20 protein-coding genes and 1 riboswitch are annotated in these 16,710 nt (G+C 62.3%); of the genes, 9 read left to right on the top strand and 11 right to left on the bottom strand.

The features are described 5' to 3' along the window. Positions 1-5 precede the first annotated feature (5 nt). Both BLO50_RS04775 and BLO50_RS04770 read left to right on the top strand, forming a co-directional pair. Positions 6-461, top strand: coding sequence for a PaaI family thioesterase (locus BLO50_RS04775; protein ID WP_090249209.1), 456 nt, complete (start codon positions 6-8; stop codon positions 459-461). Positions 462-493: 32 nt separating this feature from the next. Next, a riboswitch (cobalamin riboswitch) is annotated at positions 494-701 on the top strand. Positions 702-756: 55 nt separating this feature from the next. Further along, complete coding sequence (locus tag BLO50_RS04770; protein ID WP_090249208.1) at positions 757-1,437, top strand: energy-coupling factor ABC transporter permease; 681 nt, start codon at positions 757-759, stop codon at positions 1,435-1,437. 4 nt (positions 1,438-1,441) lie between these two features. Here the strand turns inward: BLO50_RS04770 and BLO50_RS04765 are convergent, their stop codons facing one another. Continuing rightward, on the bottom strand, positions 1,442-2,185 hold the full coding sequence (locus tag BLO50_RS04765; RefSeq protein WP_090249206.1) for a hypothetical protein: 744 nt from the start codon (positions 2,183-2,185) through the stop codon (positions 1,442-1,444). A 108-nt stretch (positions 2,186-2,293) separates the two neighbouring features. On the opposite strand from BLO50_RS04765, the gene BLO50_RS04760 reads away from it, so the two are divergent. Then, on the top strand, positions 2,294-2,620 hold the full coding sequence (locus tag BLO50_RS04760; protein WP_090249204.1) for a DUF3703 domain-containing protein: 327 nt from the start codon (positions 2,294-2,296) through the stop codon (positions 2,618-2,620). Between the two features lie 83 nt (positions 2,621-2,703). After that, the gene (amn, locus tag BLO50_RS04755) at positions 2,704-4,176 is read left to right on the top strand and encodes an AMP nucleosidase (protein ID WP_090249201.1); all 1,473 of its coding nucleotides are present in this window, start codon (positions 2,704-2,706) and stop codon (positions 4,174-4,176) included. A gap of 4 nt (positions 4,177-4,180) precedes the next feature. On the opposite strand, the gene BLO50_RS04750 is transcribed toward amn, so the two are convergent. Continuing rightward, positions 4,181-4,621, bottom strand: a complete 441-nt coding sequence (locus tag BLO50_RS04750; RefSeq protein ID WP_090249199.1) for a GNAT family N-acetyltransferase — start codon at positions 4,619-4,621, stop codon at positions 4,181-4,183. Between the two features lie 57 nt (positions 4,622-4,678). Continuing rightward, positions 4,679-5,713, bottom strand: coding sequence for an NADPH-dependent aldehyde reductase Ahr (gene ahr, locus BLO50_RS04745; protein ID WP_090249197.1), 1,035 nt, complete (start codon positions 5,711-5,713; stop codon positions 4,679-4,681). 204 nt (positions 5,714-5,917) lie between these two features. On the opposite strand from ahr, the gene BLO50_RS04740 reads away from it, so the two are divergent. Next, complete coding sequence (locus BLO50_RS04740; RefSeq protein ID WP_167354447.1) at positions 5,918-6,487, top strand: pseudouridine synthase; 570 nt, start codon at positions 5,918-5,920, stop codon at positions 6,485-6,487. Here the strand turns inward: BLO50_RS04740 and BLO50_RS04735 are convergent, their stop codons facing one another. The 5 genes from BLO50_RS04735 to BLO50_RS04715 all read right to left on the bottom strand — a co-directional run bounded on the left by BLO50_RS04735 (position 6,488) and on the right by BLO50_RS04715 (position 9,607). Continuing rightward, a complete protein-coding gene (locus BLO50_RS04735) occupies positions 6,488-6,880 on the bottom strand; it encodes a globin (protein WP_090249193.1) in 393 nt (130 codons plus the stop codon). A gap of 85 nt (positions 6,881-6,965) precedes the next feature. Beyond that, positions 6,966-7,184: a DUF2788 domain-containing protein gene (locus tag BLO50_RS04730; protein ID WP_090249191.1), complete on the bottom strand. Its 219-nt coding sequence runs from the start codon at positions 7,182-7,184 to the stop codon at positions 6,966-6,968. Positions 7,185-7,327: 143 nt separating this feature from the next. Beyond that, complete coding sequence (locus BLO50_RS04725; protein WP_090249188.1) at positions 7,328-7,807, bottom strand: Lrp/AsnC family transcriptional regulator; 480 nt, start codon at positions 7,805-7,807, stop codon at positions 7,328-7,330. 385 nt (positions 7,808-8,192) lie between these two features. Further along, entirely contained in the window at positions 8,193-9,059 is an 867-nt protein-coding gene (locus tag BLO50_RS04720; RefSeq protein WP_143003812.1) for a cation diffusion facilitator family transporter, read from the bottom strand. A gap of 128 nt (positions 9,060-9,187) precedes the next feature. Beyond that, positions 9,188-9,607, bottom strand: coding sequence for a polyribonucleotide nucleotidyltransferase (locus BLO50_RS04715; protein ID WP_090249184.1), 420 nt, complete (start codon positions 9,605-9,607; stop codon positions 9,188-9,190). 166 nt (positions 9,608-9,773) lie between these two features. Between BLO50_RS04715 and hrpB the strand changes: the two genes are divergently transcribed. Then, complete coding sequence (gene hrpB, locus BLO50_RS04710) at positions 9,774-12,308, top strand: ATP-dependent helicase HrpB (protein WP_090249182.1); 2,535 nt, start codon at positions 9,774-9,776, stop codon at positions 12,306-12,308. 3 nt (positions 12,309-12,311) lie between these two features. Here the strand turns inward: hrpB and BLO50_RS04705 are convergent, their stop codons facing one another. Both BLO50_RS04705 and BLO50_RS04700 read right to left on the bottom strand, forming a co-directional pair. Beyond that, a complete protein-coding gene (locus tag BLO50_RS04705) occupies positions 12,312-13,058 on the bottom strand; it encodes a substrate-binding periplasmic protein (protein ID WP_090249180.1) in 747 nt (248 codons plus the stop codon). A 109-nt stretch (positions 13,059-13,167) separates the two neighbouring features. Beyond that, complete coding sequence (locus BLO50_RS04700; protein WP_090249178.1) at positions 13,168-14,259, bottom strand: endonuclease/exonuclease/phosphatase family protein; 1,092 nt, start codon at positions 14,257-14,259, stop codon at positions 13,168-13,170. A gap of 101 nt (positions 14,260-14,360) precedes the next feature. Here BLO50_RS04700 and BLO50_RS04695 point away from each other — a divergent pair, with 101 nt between their 5' ends. The 3 genes from BLO50_RS04695 to BLO50_RS04685 are packed head-to-tail and all read left to right on the top strand — an operon-like array spanning position 14,361 to position 16,228. Continuing rightward, positions 14,361-14,600 (top strand): CDGSH iron-sulfur domain-containing protein, encoded by a 240-nt coding sequence (locus BLO50_RS04695; protein WP_090249176.1) that lies wholly within the window; start codon positions 14,361-14,363, stop codon positions 14,598-14,600. Positions 14,601-14,636: 36 nt separating this feature from the next. Beyond that, positions 14,637-15,482, top strand: a complete 846-nt coding sequence (locus BLO50_RS04690) for an SDR family oxidoreductase (protein WP_090249175.1) — start codon at positions 14,637-14,639, stop codon at positions 15,480-15,482. Continuing rightward, positions 15,482-16,228: a substrate-binding periplasmic protein gene (locus BLO50_RS04685; RefSeq protein ID WP_090249173.1), complete on the top strand. Its 747-nt coding sequence runs from the start codon at positions 15,482-15,484 to the stop codon at positions 16,226-16,228. Before BLO50_RS04690 ends, BLO50_RS04685 begins: the two co-directional genes overlap by 1 nt. Before the next feature lie 19 nt (positions 16,229-16,247). Here the strand turns inward: BLO50_RS04685 and BLO50_RS04680 are convergent, their stop codons facing one another. Continuing rightward, positions 16,248-16,682, bottom strand: a complete 435-nt coding sequence (locus BLO50_RS04680; RefSeq protein ID WP_090249171.1) for a VOC family protein — start codon at positions 16,680-16,682, stop codon at positions 16,248-16,250. Positions 16,683-16,710: the final 28 nt, after the last annotated feature.

The following is a 16,710-nucleotide window of genomic DNA, read 5'->3' as shown; positions in this document are numbered from 1 at the left end:
TGAGCATGCACAGCAGTCTCTTTGAACAATTAAAGGCCTGGCTGGCCGGTGATATCGGTGCGGACTACGGTATCGCTCAGCTGCAGGCCGCAGCCGGGGTGGCGAGTTTCAGCAGTCAGCCGCCGGCCGTGCACTTCAATCCACTCGGCGGTGTGCATGGTGGTTACACCGCCACGCTGTTCGATGCGGCGTTGGGGTTGGCGGTGTATTCGCAAGCCTGTGCCGAAGAGGTCTACGTGACCGCCAGCCTGCAGGTGAATTACCTGCGCCCGATTGGTCTTGCGGCCTTGCCGCTGCGAACCGAAGCCCGCGTGCAGCAGCGCGAAGGGCGAAATGTCGCGGTACAGGCCACGCTGCACGATGCTCAGGGGCTGCTGTGCGCCAACGCCAGTGGTGTCTTCACCTGCTTGCTCCATACGGCGTCAGGCGCTACTCAGTCCGTTGGTTTACCTGCGCGGTAAACGCCCGGCTCTGTCATTTCCCGCGGCCGCCGGGTAAGGTGGCCGCCGATGGTTCCAGCCCGTGTGATGCGACTGGATGAAAAGGGAACATGGAAAGCACCACAACCGGTGCCGAAGCCATGGCTGCCCCCGCAACTGTAAACGGCGAGCGACGCCCAGATGCCACTGACCGCAAGGTTGGGAAGGCGGGTGGAGTATCACGCCGTGAGCCAGGAGACCTGCCATCGAAGTCGGGCGCTTATGCCCATCCCCTCAATCCGGATCATCGCGCGGTGGGCGCGGTACAGGAATCGCTATGCACATCGAACCCGAAGTCGTTACTGGCGCCAAACTCTTCCTCAGTTATGCAACCGCCGCAGGTGCCTTTGGCCTTACGGCCAAACTTGCCCTCGACAGCGTACGCAGCAACGGTGGCGCTGCCGCCCTGGCGCTGCGTAGCCTGCTGACCACCGCCTTGGTGTTCTGCTTCTTCGAGGTCTTTCCGCACCATGCGGTCGGGGTTTCCGAGGTGCACCTGATCCTCGGTTCGACCCTGCTGCTGCTGTTCGGCGCTGGTGCCACGGCTGTAGGTCTTGCCGCTGGCCTGCTGTTGCAGGGGCTGCTGTTTGCTCAGTTTGACCTGCCGCAGTACGGCATGAACGTCACCACGCTGCTGGTGCCGCTGTGGGCGATCAGTGTGCTGGCCAAGCGCATTATCGCGCCGGGCACCGCCTATGTAGACCTCTCCTACAAACAGGCGTTGGCGCTGTCGACCGCCTATCAGGGTGGCATCGTCGCCTGGGTCGGCTTCTGGGCGTTCTATGGCAACGGTTTCTCCGGTGAGAACCTGGCGGCCGTGGGCAGTTTTGGTCTGGCCTATATGAGCGTGATCCTGATCGAGCCACTGGTTGATCTGGGTGTGCTGGCCGCTGCCAAGGCACTGTCCGCTTATAGCCGTGGGCCGCTGTTCAACACGCGTCTGCATCAGCCGGCCTGATTGACTACTGGCGGCGCTGCCAGATCAGCTTGCCGGTGTTGCTCTCAGTGACCAGGTACTGGTCACTGAAGCGATAGTAGGCGGCAGGCTGATAGTCACTGCGACCCTGCATCTGCACTTCCAACAAGCCGTTGTTGCTCTGCCAGCGGCCGCTGTATTGCAGCTCGCCAGGGCTGTCGTAGTTCCAATCAGCGCCACCTGCCACACTGCGCGTCCACTGCGAAACGCTGCCGTCATCACTCAGTTGCAGAATCATCTGGGTGGTCATTGAAGCGAAATTGGCACCGCCGCTGTTGATGATCTTCTCGTGTACCCAGGTGCCGATCAGCGCCGGATCGCGTGTGGCGCTGCTACTTGGACTACTGCTTGGCGCTGCCGCTGCAGCGTTAAGGTTCTGCCGGTGGAACAGCGCCTTGCGCTCCAGAGTGGCCCCGGTCGTCGGGTTGCGTGCGGCAATATGGGCGTTGAGCATGCCATTGGCGTAAGTGGCGTTCATATTGGCGATCAACTGGCCAGATTGCGCATCACTGATCTGAGCCCGGAGCAGTTGCCCGTCAAAGGTGCCGCTGATCTGCAGGTGCAGCCTGCCACCTTCCACATATTCCCCCGTGACCTGCTGGCCCTGGCTGCGCAGGTGCATTTCGGCTGGCTGGCCGTCCAGCGTCGTCAAGTAATGGCCGTCTAGGTTATCGGCCAGCAGAAAACTGGGTAACAGACAAAGCACAAGGGTGAGCAGCGCGCGCGGCATGAGTATTCCTTAGTCAATTGGCTGACAGAAGATTAGCAACGGATGCTTGACCTGGGTGCCGCCCCACACTTGCAGACTGGTAACGCAGCTGAATAGAGGAGCGTTGCCATGACCCGTGAACAAGCCTTCTGGCAGGAGTACCAACTGGCCCGCGCTCAGCGCGGCACTGATCCCACTGCCGAGCTGCGCCATCTGGAGCGGGCGCATATTCTCGGTCAGCGTTATTTCAGCGAACACTTTCGCAGCCATTTATGGATGCTCGCTTGGGCCTGGCGCCAGCGTGATTGGGCCGAGGGCCTGGCACAACTGCTGCGCATACCTGGTAGCCTGGGTTCGCTGCTGGGGCTGTTTCCCCTGGGAAATCCGGGCACACGACGCGTCGGCCCGCTGACCCCGCAGGCTGTGCCTGAGGATCTGCAGGCGCTACTCAAGTAGCCTGCGCGGGCAACGTCGCGCTATCGCAAGCGCGGCGGATCAGGGCAAGATAGAGCCATTCCGATCAGCCAGGAAGGTGCCTTGTGAACCCTTGTTCCGATGACTTTATTGTCGCCAACACCGCTGAAGAAGCAGTGGATCGTCTGGCCGCCTTGCACCTGCAGGCGACCACGGGCTTGAGTCAGGCGCTCAAGCGCTACCTGAAAGAGCGCGTCAAACCGGATGCCGCTCAGCAGTGCCAGTTCCGCTACCCCGAGTTGCGTCTGGTCTACCTGTGTCAGGGGGAAGTGCCGACCACGGTGCGTGCCTACGCCAAGGTGCAGGTGCCGGGTACCTACAGCATCACTGTCACCCACCCGGCAGCGTTTCGTAAATACCTGCTGGAGCAGCTGCGTCCGCTGATGAACGACTTCACCGTGCGCGTGGAAGTGGGCATCAGCCAGCAGAACATTCCTTATCCGTACGTGGTCGAGCAGGGCGATGAGCTGGCAGGCTCGGGGGTAACCGCCGCCGAGTTGGCGCGGGTGTTCCCCAGTACCGATCTGTCCGCCGCCACCGATGGTACAGCCGATGGCCTGTACGATTGGGAAAACACCGACCCGCTGCCGCTGGCGCTGTTCGACGCCGCGCGGGTGGATTTCTCCCTGCGCCGTCTGGTGCATTACACCGGTAGCGACTGGCGGCATGTGCAGCCGTGGATTCTGCTGACCAACTACCACCGCTACGTCGACCAATTTATTCGCCATGGTCTGGACATGTTGGTCGGTGAGTCGCGCTTCAACCGCATGGTGCTGCCGGGCAACGTGGTGATCGAGCGCGGCATGGCCGAAGGTGAGATGCAGGCGATTATCGAGAACGTCATTTGGCACCGTTACCAGATGCCGGCCTACCACCTGCAGGCCGAGGACGGCCACGGCATTACCCTGGTCAACATCGGTGTCGGCCCATCCAACGCCAAGAACATCACCGATCACCTGGCTGTGCTGCGTCCGCACTGCTGGCTGATGATCGGCCACTGCGGCGGCCTGCGTCAGTCGCAGACCATCGGCGACTACGTGCTGGCCCACGCCTATATGCGCCGCGACGGCATTCTCGACCGCGTGCTGCCGCCAAACATTCCGCTGCCGGCCCTGGCCGAGGTGCAGCAGGCGTTGCAGGAAGCGGCCAAGCTGGTGACCGGTGAAGAGGGAGATGAGCTGAAGAAGCGCCTGCGTACCGGCACCGTGCTTACCTACGACGACCGCAACTGGGAACTGCGCTGGGCCCAGGAGCGGCCGTTGATCAACCTGTCCCGCGCGGTGGCCGTGGACATGGAAAGCGGCACCATCGCCGCGCAAGGTTATCGCCTGCGCGTGCCCTACGGCACGCTGCTGTGCGTGTCCGACAAGCCGCTGCACAGCGAGATCAAACTGCCGGGTGCGGCTGGTGCCTTCTATGAGCGCGCGGTCACCCAGCACCTGCATATCGGCATCACTGCGCTGGAACTGATGCGCAGCCAGCTCAACTCGCTGCATTCGCGCAAGCTGCGCAGCTTTGATGAGCCGCCGTTCCGCTAACGCATCAAGCGAGGCGCAGGTGCAGAATCGGGAAAGGCCGCCCGCCGCCATCCAGCGGTGATTGGCCTTCGACTGCAAAGCCCTGGCTTAGGTAGAAACCCAGCGCCTTGGGGTTCTGCTCATTGACGTCGACCTGGCTAGCGCCGAGGCGTACCACTGAGTCGTTGAGCAGAGCCTTGCCGATGCCCATACCGTGGTGCAATGGGTCAACGAACAGCATCTCGACCTTGCCTTCGGCATAGCCGAGAAAACCAGCGATCGTGCCATCGTCGCCACGTATGCAACTGAGCTGAACCAGGGGGAAGTACTGCTCGATCAGTAAGGGTTTGAGCAGCTGAATATCGTGCTCTTCGAGGAAGTCATGGGTAGCGCGTACGGCTGCTTCCCACACTTCAAGCAAGCGGGGGAAGTCGGTGGCGCGGGGTGTTTCGATCGGGTGCGGCATGTGTGGCTCAGCGGCGGTGAAAAAGGGGCAAATCATGCAGCTGATTTGCCCCTGCTGTCACTTGCTGGCGTCCAGCACCACGCGGTAGCGCGCTTTGCCGGCACGCAGGTGGTCAATGGCGTCGTTGACCTTGCTCATGGGGAAGTGCTCGACCTGCGGCAGGATTTGATGGCGCGCGCAGAACTCGAGCATTTTCGCCATGTTGGCCGGTGAGCCAACCGGTGAGCCAGACAGGCTCTTCTGCTTGGGAATCAGGTTGAACACATGCACCGGGATCGCGCTGGGTACGATGCCGACAAAGTGCAACCGGCCTTTACCACGCAGGGTGCCGATCATAGCGCTCCAGTCCAGGTCGGCACTGGCAGTGACCAGCAGGAAATCCAGGCTGCCGGCAATCGCTTTCAGCGCGGCGCTGTCGGTCGAGGCCACCACCTTGTGTGCGCCCAGGCGTTTGGCTTCTTCCTGTTTGCTCAGTGAAGACGTGAAGGCGGTGACTTCGCAGCCCCAGGCATTGAGGAAACCCAGCGCCAGGTGACCGAGGCCGCCGATACCGACCACGCCAACCTTATCGGTGGGCTTCACGTTGAAGTCCAGCAGTGGGCTGAACACCGTGGAGCCGGCGCAGAACAGTGGGCCGACCAGCGCCGGGTCAAGGCCGTTGGGCAGTGCTACGGCCCAGGCCCAATGGCTGCGCAGGCGGTCAGCGAAACCGCCGTTGCTGCCGACAATCGTCGGTTTTACTGTGCCGCACAGCTGGTGCGAGCCTTCCATACAGGAGCTGCAATGCATGCAGCTGCCCTTGTACCAGCCGATACCGACGCGCTGGCCGAGCTTGAGGCCGCGGGCCTGTGGGCCGAGGCGCACCACGGTGCCGACTACTTCATGGCCAGGGATAAAGGGGTAGCGCGCATTGCCCCACTCGTTGTCGATCATCGACTGGTCGGAGTGGCAAATGCCGCAGTATTCCACCGCCACCTCCACTTCTTCAGCGCCCAGTGGGCCGGGGTCATAACTGTGCAGTTCGAGGGGCGCGCCGGGTGCTTTGGCAGCCCAACCGGTAAAGGTGTCGACGATGGATTCGGACGAACTCATAACAATGGCCTCGGGACAGGAAACACAACTTTGCCAGCATAGCCCGCTACGCCGTTGCAGGCTGCGCGGATCACTCAGACTGATAGTCCAACCGTGGCCTCGGTTACACTGGCCGCCTCGTAACCTGTTGCTGGATCACCTATGTCGCGCCCACCTCGCCCAGCGTCCTCTCGTCCGCACAGCGGTAAACCTGCGGTGCGCCGCGTGGCCAAGGCGCCACCCGCTGAGCCGCGTTTGCTGGTGCTGAACAAACCCTTTGACGTGCTGACCCAGTTCAATGATGACCAGGGCCGTGCCACCCTCAAGGATTTTGTCGATGTGCCCGGCGTCTACCCGGCCGGTCGGCTGGACCGTGATAGCGAAGGTCTGTTGCTGCTGACCAATGACGGCGGCCTGCAGGCCCGAATCGCCGATCCCAAGCACAAGCTGGCGAAAACCTATTGGGTGCAGGTGGAGGGCGAACCAAGCGACGTGCAATTGCAGCAGCTGCGTGACGGCGTGCAGTTGAATGACGGCCCAACCCTGCCGGCCGAAGCACGGTTACTGGATGAGCCGCAGCTGTGGGAGCGCAACCCGCCGGTGCGCTTTCGCAAAAGCATCCCGACGGCCTGGCTTGAGCTGGTGATTCGTGAGGGGCGCAACCGTCAGGTACGCCGTATGACCGCCGCTGTTGGGCTGCCAACGCTGCGCCTGGTGCGCGTGCGTATCGGCCCGTTCAGCCTGGATGATTTGCAGCCGGGGCAGTGGCGCGAAGTGCCGGCCCAGCTGGATTGATCAGTAGCCGGCTTTGATAACGGCGATGCCTTTATCCAACACCTCATTCCAGGCGTTGCGGGTTTCGTTGCAGTACTGCTGATCATGCTCGCCGATGGTTTGTAGCAGCGCTTGCTGCCACAGCACATACAGCTCTGGGCGGATGTCCATGGCGGCGCGGGAGTGGCTGCAGCCTAGGGCGCGCAGCTTGGTGTCAGGCATGCCGCGCGCATGCATCACCAGGTTGAGAATGCCCTGACGCAGCAGGAGCTTTTGTCCGTTCATCTCGGTATTGGCGAACTTCTCGCGCACCTCGGGTGAGCTGGCGAGGAAGTGCCGGTAAAAGCTGTCGAAAAAATCTGGGCTGGCGCAGCAGCGGCCATAGCTCTGCATCACCCGGTCGGTAGGGGACATTAATGCTCCTGAGAGAAGGCGGAAAGGTGCATTCTAGAGCAGTTTGCTGCGGCTTGGTGTGCAGTGGTCGGCGCGGGGCAGCTTTCTAGCCGTGGATGCCGCGACTCGCTTCGATGATGTAAGTGATGACCGGTTTGGCAAGGAAGGCAAACAGACACAGGCCCAGGCCGAGGAACAGGATGGCGGTGCCCAAACGGCCGGCTTTGGAGGTTTTTGCCAGGTCCCAGATGATGAAGAACATAAACACCATCAGCCCGCCGACTAGGGCGTACATCATCAGGGATTCGAACTGTTCGGTTTCCATTCGGGCCTCGTGAACCTGCAGGTGCTCGGCTGGGTGCCGACCAGCGCTATGCGAGGCGCATGAAAGGAAGGCCATCGCACAGAGGCCGCGATTATACGCACCATCGGCGGCTCTGCCAGCCGACCACTGCCAAGGTGCGGCGATCAGCCGCGCAGGTGCTGTAACGGCAGCTGAGTGCTGGAGAGAATCTGCTGCAGCACAAAGCTGGAGCGTACGCTGGAAACACCCTCGATGCGGGTCAGGGTACCCAGTAGCAGTTTCTGGTAATGATCCATATCCGGTACCACTACCTTGAGTTGGTAGTCCGCGTCCATCCCTGTCACCAGGCAGCATTCCAGCACTTGCGGGCATTTGCGGATTTCTTCCTGAAAATGCTCAAAGCGTTCCGGGGTGTGCTTGTCCATGCCGATCAGCACGTAGGCGGTCAGCGTCAAGCCGAGCTGTTTACGGTCGAGCAGGGCGACCTGGCCGAGGATATAACCATCGTCTTCGAGCTGTTTGACCCGCCGCGAGCAAGGGGAGGGCGACAGGCCGATGCGTTCGGCCAGGTCCTGGTTGGACAGGGTGGCGTCGCGCTGCAATTCAGCGAGGATATTCAGGTCGTAACGATCAAGTCTGTTCATCTTTATCCTGCTTTCGTTATTTTGTTGTGCAGAATGATGCGCTTGTGGTGATTAATTGCGCAAGTGCTGGGTATTTCAGCAATGTTCGCAATCTTTCACTGCGTCGGCAGGCGTAAGCTTTATCTCAACTTCAATGCCCGGACGACACGTCCAGCCGCCTCGCCCAATCAGGTGAGCGGTCGCCGCCGATCCAACCGGATCGTCACGGCACCCGGGTTCGCACTGCCCAACCAGGTAGGCGAAGAAAAGGCGTTACCATCGCCACAATGACGGACACGCAAAAAAGGGGAAGGCCTGCAGGCCTTCCCCTTTTTTGTGCCCGCTGTCTTCGGCTACGCGACGCTAAATCTGGTGTCAGGCGACTCCTGTTAGCTGCTCGCTACCTTCAAGAGGCCGTTGCTGGCGGTGCCGCATTGCTCGGGTCGGCGTGTACCAGTACCTCGGCACGGGGGAACTCGCTGCGGATCGCCGCTTCAACCTGATCGCATAGGCCGTGGGCATGCTGCAGGCTCAACTCGCCCGGCAGCTCCACATGCAGCTGCACAAACCAGTGGGTGCCGGAGAGCCGCGTGCGCAAGTCATGCACGCCCAGCACGCCGGGCACGGCGCAGGCCAGGCTGTGCATCTGTGCGCTGATCTGCGGGTCGAGCTCCTGATCCATCAGGACGGTGGCGGCTTCGCGGACGATGCTGATGGCGCTCCAGAAGATATACAGCGCAATGCCGATACCGAAGATGGCGTCCAGCTGCGGCCAGCCGTAACTGGCCAGCAGCAATGCCAGGAGGATGCTGCTGTTGAGTAACAGGTCCGAGCGGTAGTGCAGCGAATCGGCGCGAATCGCGGTGGAGCCGGTCAGTTTCACCACATGGTTCTGAAACATCAGCAGGGCGATGGTGATTGCCAGCGACAGCAGCATCACCGCGATGCCCAGGGCCGGTGCACCAATCGGTTCGGGATTGAGCAGGCGATCGATGGCGTGACTGCCGACTAAGATCGCGCTGGCGCCGATAAACAGTGCCTGGCCCAGTCCAGCCAGAGCCTCGGCTTTGCCGTGACCGTAGCGGTGATCCTCATCGGCCGGGCGCAGGGCGTAGTGCACGGCGATCAGGTTGAGCAGCGAGGCGGCGCCATCAAGCAGCGAGTCGGTCAGCCCCGCCAGCAGGCTGACCGAGCCGCTGAGCCACCAGGCAATGGCTTTGGCCAGTGCCAGCGTAAGTGCCGCCGCCAGTGCGGCGAAGGTCGCCAGGCGCATCAGGCGGGCGTGTTGCGGCTGTATGTTCACGGGCTATCCAGAATGGGGCGAGTTCTGCCAAGGTTAGCGCTAAATAACAAAAGCCCGTCGGAAAACGGGCTTTTAGTTTGGGCTTGCTGGTGCCGGGCTTAGGCTGCTGGGCGCAGACCATAGGCTGCCAGTTGCTCGGCACTGCCGCTGTGCTGAATCAGGCGCGGGTCATCGAGCGGCAGGCTGTGGCCCGTTTGCACTTCGATCAGTGCCTTGAGCTTGATCGGATCGACCTTGCCGTCAGCATCCACCACATTCTGCAGGTCTTGCGGGTCAACTTGCGAGGTCAGGCCGCCCGGTAGGTAGATCGCGCCGGTGGCGAAGTCGATACCAAAGGCGATCAGTCCTGGGATCACATAGAACAGGATGCCGATAGCGTTAAGCCCAGCCACCATGGGGTCGATGCGGCCTTCGATTTGGCCGCGGCGATCCGGGAAGAACAGGGTGCCGCAGGCGGTCAGTTGGGTGAGCAACGCGGCGACGATAAGGCCACCGATAACGCGGGTTTGGGTGCGCATTGAACATCTCCATGGAAAAAGTGGCGCAACTATACCAATGCCTGTATTGCAATGCCGCTGCGTCAGGCGCTGCCAGCGCTATTTCGCGCAGCCATACCTAACACTCAGACAGCGCCAATGCTCTACAGGTTCGCCGTTATAATCCCGCGCCTTGAATGGAGCCCGCATGAATTCCCTGCCAATCGATGTGCTGCTGCCTGAGCTGTGTCAGGCCCTTGCCCTGCGTGACGAAGCGGTGCTCGAAGCGCCGCCCGGTGCCGGCAAGACCACCCGCGTGCCGCTGGCGCTGCTGACCCAGCCCTGGCTGGCCGGGCAGACCATCATCATGCTTGAGCCTCGGCGGTTGGCGGCGCGCGCTGCGGCCGAGCGCCTGGCCAGTGAGCTGGGTGAGGCGGTGGGGGAAACCGTCGGTTATCGCATCCGCCTGGACAGCAAGGTAGGCCCGCGCACCCGTATCGAAGTGGTCACTGAAGGCATTCTGGCGCGGCGGCTGCAGGACGACCCGGCGCTGGAAGGCGTCGGCCTGGTGATCTTCGATGAATTTCATGAGCGCAGTCTGGATGCGGACCTGGCGCTGGCGCTGTGCCTGAATGGTCGAGCGATGTTTCGTGGTGCGGACTCCGGCGAACTGCCGCTGAAGGTGCTGCTGATGTCGGCAACCCTTGAAGGTGAGCGGTTGGCGGGCCTGCTCGGCGATGCGCCGGTGCTGCGCAGCGAAGGGCGGATGTTCCCTGTGGATATACGCTGGGGCGCGCCCTGGCAGGCGGGCGAGTGGGTCGAGCCGAAAGTGCTGCAGACCATCCTGCAAGCGCTGGCCGATGAACCGGGCAGCCTGCTGGTGTTTCTGCCGGGGCAGGCGGAGATTCGCCGGGTCAATGAACAACTGGCAGAGTCCCTGGCCGGACGTCGCGACATTCTGCTCTGCCCGCTGCATGGCGAACTGGATCTTAGCGCCCAGCGCGCTGCCATCGAGCCTTCACCACTTGGCCTGCGCAAGGTGGTGCTGGCGACCAATATCGCCGAAACCAGCCTGACCATCGATGGCGTGCGGGTGGTAATCGATGCCGGCCTGGCGCGGGTACCGTGTTTTGACCCGAACAGCGGCATGACCCGCCTGGACACCCAGCGTATTTCCCGCGCCTCGGCCACTCAGCGCAGCGGGCGGGCTGGGCGCTTGCAACCGGGCGTCTGTTATCGGCTGTGGTCGCAGGCGCAGCATGAGCGATTGGCTGCATACGGCACGGCGGAGATGCTCCAGGCCGACCTCGCCGGCCTGGCCTTGCAGCTGGTGCGCTGGGGCGTGCAGCCGGCCGAACTGGTCTGGCTTGATCCGCCGCCGGCGGCGGCCTATGCCCAGGCTTTGGAGCTATTGGAGCGGCTGGGCGCGGTGGATGCTCAAGGCAAATTGACCGCTCACGGTCAGGCCATGGCTGAGCTGCCGACTCATCCACGTATCGCCCATCTGCTGCTGCGCGGTCAGGAGTTGGGCCTTGGCCCATTGGCCTGCGATCTGGCTGCGTTGCTCGGCGAACGCGACATTCTGCGTGGCGCGGGCGCTGATCTGCACAGCCGATTGGCCTTGCTGGCGGGTGAGTCACGCGGCGCGCGCGGCAGTCAGGGCGGGGTGCAGCGCGCCCGGCAACTGGCCCGGCAGTTTCAGGGGTACCTCAAGCGCCGGCCCAGCCCGCAGGCAGTCAGCGATCCCGAGCATCCGCGCTGGCTGGGCGCGTTGCTGGCGTTTGCCTACCCGGATCGCATCGCTCAGCAGCGGCGTGACGGCGGCGCGGAATACCGTTTGGCCAACGGTCGGGCGGCACTGTTTGCCGAGGTCGATGGCTTGATGAAACACAGCTGGCTGGTGGTAGCGGACCTGGGCAGCCGCCAGGGGCAGCGTGAAGAGCGCATCTACCTGGCCGCTGAGCTGGATCCAAAGCTATTCGAGGGGGTGCTGGCTGAGCAGGTCTGCAACCTGGACGTGCTGGATTGGGATGAACGCGAAGGCGCCCTGCGCGCCGAACGCCAGCGCAAGGTCGGTGAGCTGGTGTTGTCGCGTGAGCCGCTGACCGGGCTTGATGCGCAACAGCGCAGTCGCGCCATGCTCGGCCTTGTGCGGCGCAAGGGCCTGGCGCTGTTGCCCTGGACGCCGGAGCTGCGCCAATGGCAGGCGCGGGTGGCGTTGCTGCGCACGCTGGATCTGGCCAGCAAAGACGCCAGCGAATGGCCCGATGTCAGTGATGCTGCCTTGCTGGCGACGCTGGAGAGTTGGCTACAGCCCTATCTGGATAACGTCACCCGGCTCAGTCACTTCGCCAATCTGGATTTGCCCAGCCTGTTGCTGAATCTGCTGCCCTGGCCGCTGCCGCAGCGTCTGGATGAGTTGGCGCCACGCAGCGTGCAGGTGCCGTCTGGTTCGCGCATCAGTCTGGATTACAGCGAGCAGCCGCCGGTGTTGGCGGTGCGTTTACAGGAGCTGTTCGGTCTGGCCGATACGCCACGCATTGCCGGCGGTCGCCAGGTGGTCAAGTTGCACCTGCTGTCGCCGGCGAGGCGGCCAGTGCAGGTGACTCAGGACCTGGCCAACTTCTGGCGCAGCACCTATGCCGAGGTGAAGAAAGACCTCAAGGGGCGCTATCCAAAACACTACTGGCCGGATGATCCGCTGATCGCCGAACCCACCGCGCGGGCCAAGCCGCGCAAGTAGGCTTCAGGGCAGGCGCAGGTCTTCGCCGGCCGCCTGAAGCTCGGCATAGGCCCGATCCAGCGCATCGCGCAGGGCTTCGGCGCCGGGGGCTTTATTGGACACAATCAGCTTCAGCGGGATGCGCTGCAGTTCCACATACGGCAGCTCGGACATGCCCAGGCGTTTGCGCGCCTGCTCCACCGGGGTTTGGTAATCGAGAAGGAAGTCGCCGCGGCGGCGCTGGAGCATTTCCAATGCGGCGGTGTGAGTGCCGGTGCGGTGTTGCTCTACGGCCAGTTGCGGGTCGTTGAGCATTTCGTTGACCGTCTGCCAGTAGGTGTAACCACTGATCATGATCACGCCGCGACCCTTGAGGTCGTCAGGCAGGCGCGGCATCAGGGTGTCACGGCGGAAATACAGGTTGAGCACGATCTCCCCCAACAGGGTTTGGGTTTCCAGGGTGTGCTCGCGCAATTCCAGTTTGCCCGGTGCGCCCGGCCAGACCTGTACGCTGCCATCCTGAATAGCGTTGTACAGCCGTGCGCTGGGGTAGGAGCGCAGTGTGGTGCGATAGCCCGCATGTTCCAGCAGGCGTTTGCTCAACTGCAATATGGCGCCTTTGGCGCGCCCTTGGCTGTCCGTGTAGGAATAAGGTGGAAACTCGTAATACCCCACGTGCACCAATGGTCGCGAATCATCGGCGGCAGAAGCGGCGAGGCTGGCGCTGCAGTGCAAGGCTACAGCCAGCGCGAGGCAGAGAAATCGTGGCATCAAATGGGTACGTACTGCGGCTATCTGCCGTCTTTTCGTTATAAAAATGTCACACAACCCGAGCATGGCTAACTGCCAGCAGTTTTGTCCAGTGACTTGCTGAAAAAGCTTAGTCCAGCGTCGGCAGCAGCAGGCGGGCGAGCACCGGCAGGTGGTCAGAAATGCCTAAACTGTCGTGTTGGCGTACCTGGCTGTCGAGTAGCGTCAGCTGTGGGCTGTGGAACAGGTAGTCGAGGGTACGATCCGGGCCAGTCACTGCCGGATCGTTGGGGTAATGGGTGTACCAGCGCGTCTGTTCTGAGCCGCTGGCCTGCTCCAGGCTCGGCACCATCGGGTAGCGCTCAGCCAGTTGCTGTAGCTCACTGGTGGGGCTGTACCAGCTGCGCTGGTTCTCAGGCAGGCGCTGGTACTGGCCGGTAGGCAACAGGTTGAAGTCGCCGCCGATTACCCAGGGTTTGACGTCGGCCTGGAGCTGGTCGAGCAGGCTGCGGGTCATGGCCACTTGGCGCTGCATGGTTTCATTTCCTTGGGCGAAGGCATCCAGATGGGTGTTGATGGCGACCAGTTCGCCACCGCCACGCACGGGTAGGTGACTGACCAGCAAGGCACGCTTGAGGTTGAATTGGCGGCTTATCAGGTTGGCGGGCATCAGCGGCAGTTGCAGGCGTTCGGCGTGGGATATCTGGAAGCGGCTGAGGGTGCCCAGCTGCATGCCGACGCTGCCGAGAATCTGCGGGTGCGGCACAAAGGCGGCTTTCCAGTAATAGGCCTGGCTGCTGCACGGATACAGGTCACTTAAACGCTCGTGCAACAGTGCGAGCTGGTTCTGATAGTCCGTGGCTTTGGTACCGTTGTGCAGTTCTTGCAGCAGGACGATATCGGGCTGCTCGTCACGCAGAATGCGGGCGACTTCATCCAGGGTAAACGCCAAGTCTTGCGCACTAGGGCGCTGGTCGGGGCCGTTGCCATCGACCAGGTCGTACCAGAACACATAGCGCTTGCCGGCCAGGTATTGGATATTCCAGGTCATCACTTTCAGAGCCTGGCCGGGTTGCAGTTGCGGCGCGTTGGTCTGGCAGCTCACTGGGGCGGCTTCGCGGGCGGCTGGGTGCCAGGTCAGGCTGTAGATCAGTGCCGCCAGCACGCAGCACAGGCTGGCCAGGCTGAGCAGGAGAAGGCGCAGGAATCGGGGCAGGGGCATAAACAGGATCGCCGGCAGGTGAACTATGCTGTGGGAGCATACCGGAGATGGCCGATGCTGCCGATGTTGCAGCGCCCCGCTCGGGTGCTTCAGGAGGTCACATGACTCACCCAACGATTGCCCAGCGCAGCCCCTATGCGGTTGCGGTCACCGCCGGCAACGACTACTTCTGGTGCCGCTGCGGGCTCAGCGCCGCACAGCCGTTCTGCGACGGCAAGCATAAAGGCAGCGGTTTTACCCCGTTGAAGTTCCACGCAGACGAGGACGCCACTCTGTACTTCTGTGGCTGCAAGCACACCCAGATACCGCCTTGTTGCGATGGCAGCCATAACAGGTTGTAGTAACCGCTTTTGCAGTCACTGGGTTGGAGACAGGTTATGTACCGCAAGGTGTTCGCCAACAAGGTATTCGACCGCAAAGTTGTGGTGATTACGGGCGGCTGTGCCGGTATTGGCCGCGCGCTGGCCATGCGCTTGGCACAGGCCGGCGCACGGCTGGTGATCTTTGATCTGCAGCAGCAGGCGCTCGACAGCCTGGTGCAACACCTTGCCGATCACCACAACGCCGAGGCTCTGGGCGTACTCTGCGATGTGGCCGATGCCGCGGCAGTTGAGCGGGCGCTGGCGCTGACCGTCGAACGCTTTGGCGGTATCGATGTGCTGGTCAACAACGCCGGCATTACCCACCGCAGCAGTTTTGCCGACACCGAACTGGCGGTGTTTCAGCGGATTATGGCGGTCAACTATTTTGGCGCGCTGCACTGCACCAAGGCTGCTTTGCCCAGTTTGATCGCCCGTGGCGGGCAGATCATCGTGCTCAGCTCTCTCTCAGGCTTTGCGCCGCTGCTTTATCGCAGTGCCTATAACTCCAGCAAGCATGCCCTGCATGGTCTGTTTGAAACCCTGCGCTATGAGCTGAAGGGCTCCGGGGTCAATGTGATGCTGGTATGCCCTGGCTTTACCGCCACTGATTTGCGCAAAAATGCCTTGGTCGGTGACGGCTCGGTGGCGGCGCAACCACCGTTGGCCATGGGCTCGGTGGCTTCGCCGCAGGATGTCGCTGAGGCGATCTACCAAGGCGCCTTGAAGCGTCGTCGGCTGCTGGTGTTGTCCAATGTCGACTGGCGCGCGCGGGTGCTGGCGCGGTTTTTCCCACGGCTGTTCGAACGGGTGCTGCTGCCGCGCCTGTCCGGCTTGAAGCCGCAGCGTGCAGGACGGTCCTGATGCGCCGCGCATGGCCCGTTTTACTGCTGTTGCTCGGCGCGCCGCTGTACGCAGAGGAGCCGCCTGCGTTGCGGGTCATGACCGATATCTGGCCACCGTTCCGTATGCAGGAAGGTGATGGCCCGTTAACGGGGCTGGACATTGATGTGCTCGAGCAACTCACTCAACGCACCGGGTTGCGCTTCGATGTCCAGCGTGCGCCCTGGGCGCGCGGCTTGGCGGCGCTGCAGAACGGCAAGGCGGACTTGATGACGGGGTTGGCGAAAACCCCGGAGCGTGAGGGCTATATCCATTACCTCGCACAGCCTTACTACGCTTGTGCGCCGCGTTTCTATGCTGCACCGGCGCTGGCCAAGGCGCTGCAGAGCTACAGCCAGCTGGCCAACCTGACGATTGGTCATGTGCTGGAGTCGGCGTACTTCGAGCCGTTTGATTCAGATCCGCAACTGCGCAAAACCGCGGTCAATACTGAAGGGCAGTTACTGGAAATGCTGGTGCGTGGCCGCTTGCAAACGGTGATCGGCACCGATTGTCAGGTCGACTATGAATTGCGCGATGCGCGCTGGAATGGCCATATAGCCAAAGCGGCGTTTCAGCCCGAGGCACGCACCGATTTGTACATTGGCTTCTCCCGCCAGCGCGGCTTGCAGGCGCAGTATCAGCAGGTAAGCGAAGCGCTGGCGCAGATGCAGGCTGAAGGCTGGATCGCCAAGGCGGCGCAGCGTTATCAGTCCACCGCGCCTTGAGCTGCAACAGCCTTAGCCATCAATGCTCGTGTGGCTCGATATAGACTTCGTAGATCATTTCCAGATCCCAGAACGCTGCTTCGATCTTGTGGCCATCCAGATCGCGGACAAAGCAGCCGTAATAGGGCTCGCCATATTCTGCGCGAGGGCCGGGGGCGCCTTCGTCGCTGGCCCCAGCTTCCAGGGCTGCCTGGTAGAAATCGTGCACGGCGGCCTTGTTCGATGCGACAAAGCCGAAGTGGCTGCCATTGCCGATGCTTGCCGGTTTGCCGTTGATCGGCGTCTGCACCCAGAACTCCGGGTATTCGCGGCCATAGGCGACTGCGCCAGGGTGGGCAAGTACGCGCTTGCAGCCGAGGGTGGCGAGCACCTGATCGTAGAAGGCGGTGGCCTTGTCGAATTGATTGGTGCCGATGGAAATATGCGAAAGGATGCTCGGGTTGGCGTCAGCCATGGCTCTGTCCTCCTTGAGTGTCGCTGGC

The organism is Pseudomonas peli, from assembly GCF_900099645.1.
Lineage (GTDB): Bacteria > Pseudomonadota > Gammaproteobacteria > Pseudomonadales > Pseudomonadaceae > Aquipseudomonas > Aquipseudomonas peli.
This window is presented reverse-complemented; position numbering and strand designations above follow the sequence as displayed.

Excerpts from the sequence above, each read along its gene's own strand:
- BLO50_RS04775 (WP_090249209.1), top strand. The coding sequence starts at position 6 with ATGCACAGCAGTCTCTTTGAACAATTAAAGGCCTGGCTGGCCGGTGAT.
- BLO50_RS04770 (WP_090249208.1), top strand. The coding sequence starts at position 757 with ATGCACATCGAACCCGAAGTCGTTACTGGCGCCAAACTCTTCCTCAGT.
- BLO50_RS04765 (WP_090249206.1), bottom strand. The coding sequence starts at position 2,185 with ATGCCGCGCGCGCTGCTCACCCTTGTGCTTTGTCTGTTACCCAGTTTT.
- BLO50_RS04760 (WP_090249204.1), top strand. The coding sequence starts at position 2,294 with ATGACCCGTGAACAAGCCTTCTGGCAGGAGTACCAACTGGCCCGCGCT.
- BLO50_RS04750 (WP_090249199.1), bottom strand. The coding sequence starts at position 4,621 with ATGCCGCACCCGATCGAAACACCCCGCGCCACCGACTTCCCCCGCTTG.
- ahr (WP_090249197.1), bottom strand. The coding sequence starts at position 5,713 with ATGAGTTCGTCCGAATCCATCGTCGACACCTTTACCGGTTGGGCTGCC.
- BLO50_RS04735 (WP_090249193.1), bottom strand. The coding sequence starts at position 6,880 with ATGTCCCCTACCGACCGGGTGATGCAGAGCTATGGCCGCTGCTGCGCC.
- BLO50_RS04730 (WP_090249191.1), bottom strand. The coding sequence starts at position 7,184 with ATGGAAACCGAACAGTTCGAATCCCTGATGATGTACGCCCTAGTCGGC.
- BLO50_RS04725 (WP_090249188.1), bottom strand. The coding sequence starts at position 7,807 with ATGAACAGACTTGATCGTTACGACCTGAATATCCTCGCTGAATTGCAG.
- BLO50_RS04720 (WP_143003812.1), bottom strand. The coding sequence starts at position 9,059 with ATGCGCCTGGCGACCTTCGCCGCACTGGCGGCGGCACTTACGCTGGCA.
- BLO50_RS04715 (WP_090249184.1), bottom strand. The coding sequence starts at position 9,607 with ATGCGCACCCAAACCCGCGTTATCGGTGGCCTTATCGTCGCCGCGTTG.
- hrpB (WP_090249182.1), top strand. The coding sequence starts at position 9,774 with ATGAATTCCCTGCCAATCGATGTGCTGCTGCCTGAGCTGTGTCAGGCC.
- BLO50_RS04705 (WP_090249180.1), bottom strand. The coding sequence starts at position 13,058 with ATGCCACGATTTCTCTGCCTCGCGCTGGCTGTAGCCTTGCACTGCAGC.
- BLO50_RS04700 (WP_090249178.1), bottom strand. The coding sequence starts at position 14,259 with ATGCCCCTGCCCCGATTCCTGCGCCTTCTCCTGCTCAGCCTGGCCAGC.
- BLO50_RS04695 (WP_090249176.1), top strand. The coding sequence starts at position 14,361 with ATGACTCACCCAACGATTGCCCAGCGCAGCCCCTATGCGGTTGCGGTC.
- BLO50_RS04690 (WP_090249175.1), top strand. The coding sequence starts at position 14,637 with ATGTACCGCAAGGTGTTCGCCAACAAGGTATTCGACCGCAAAGTTGTG.
- BLO50_RS04685 (WP_090249173.1), top strand. The coding sequence starts at position 15,482 with ATGCGCCGCGCATGGCCCGTTTTACTGCTGTTGCTCGGCGCGCCGCTG.
- BLO50_RS04680 (WP_090249171.1), bottom strand. The coding sequence starts at position 16,682 with ATGGCTGACGCCAACCCGAGCATCCTTTCGCATATTTCCATCGGCACC.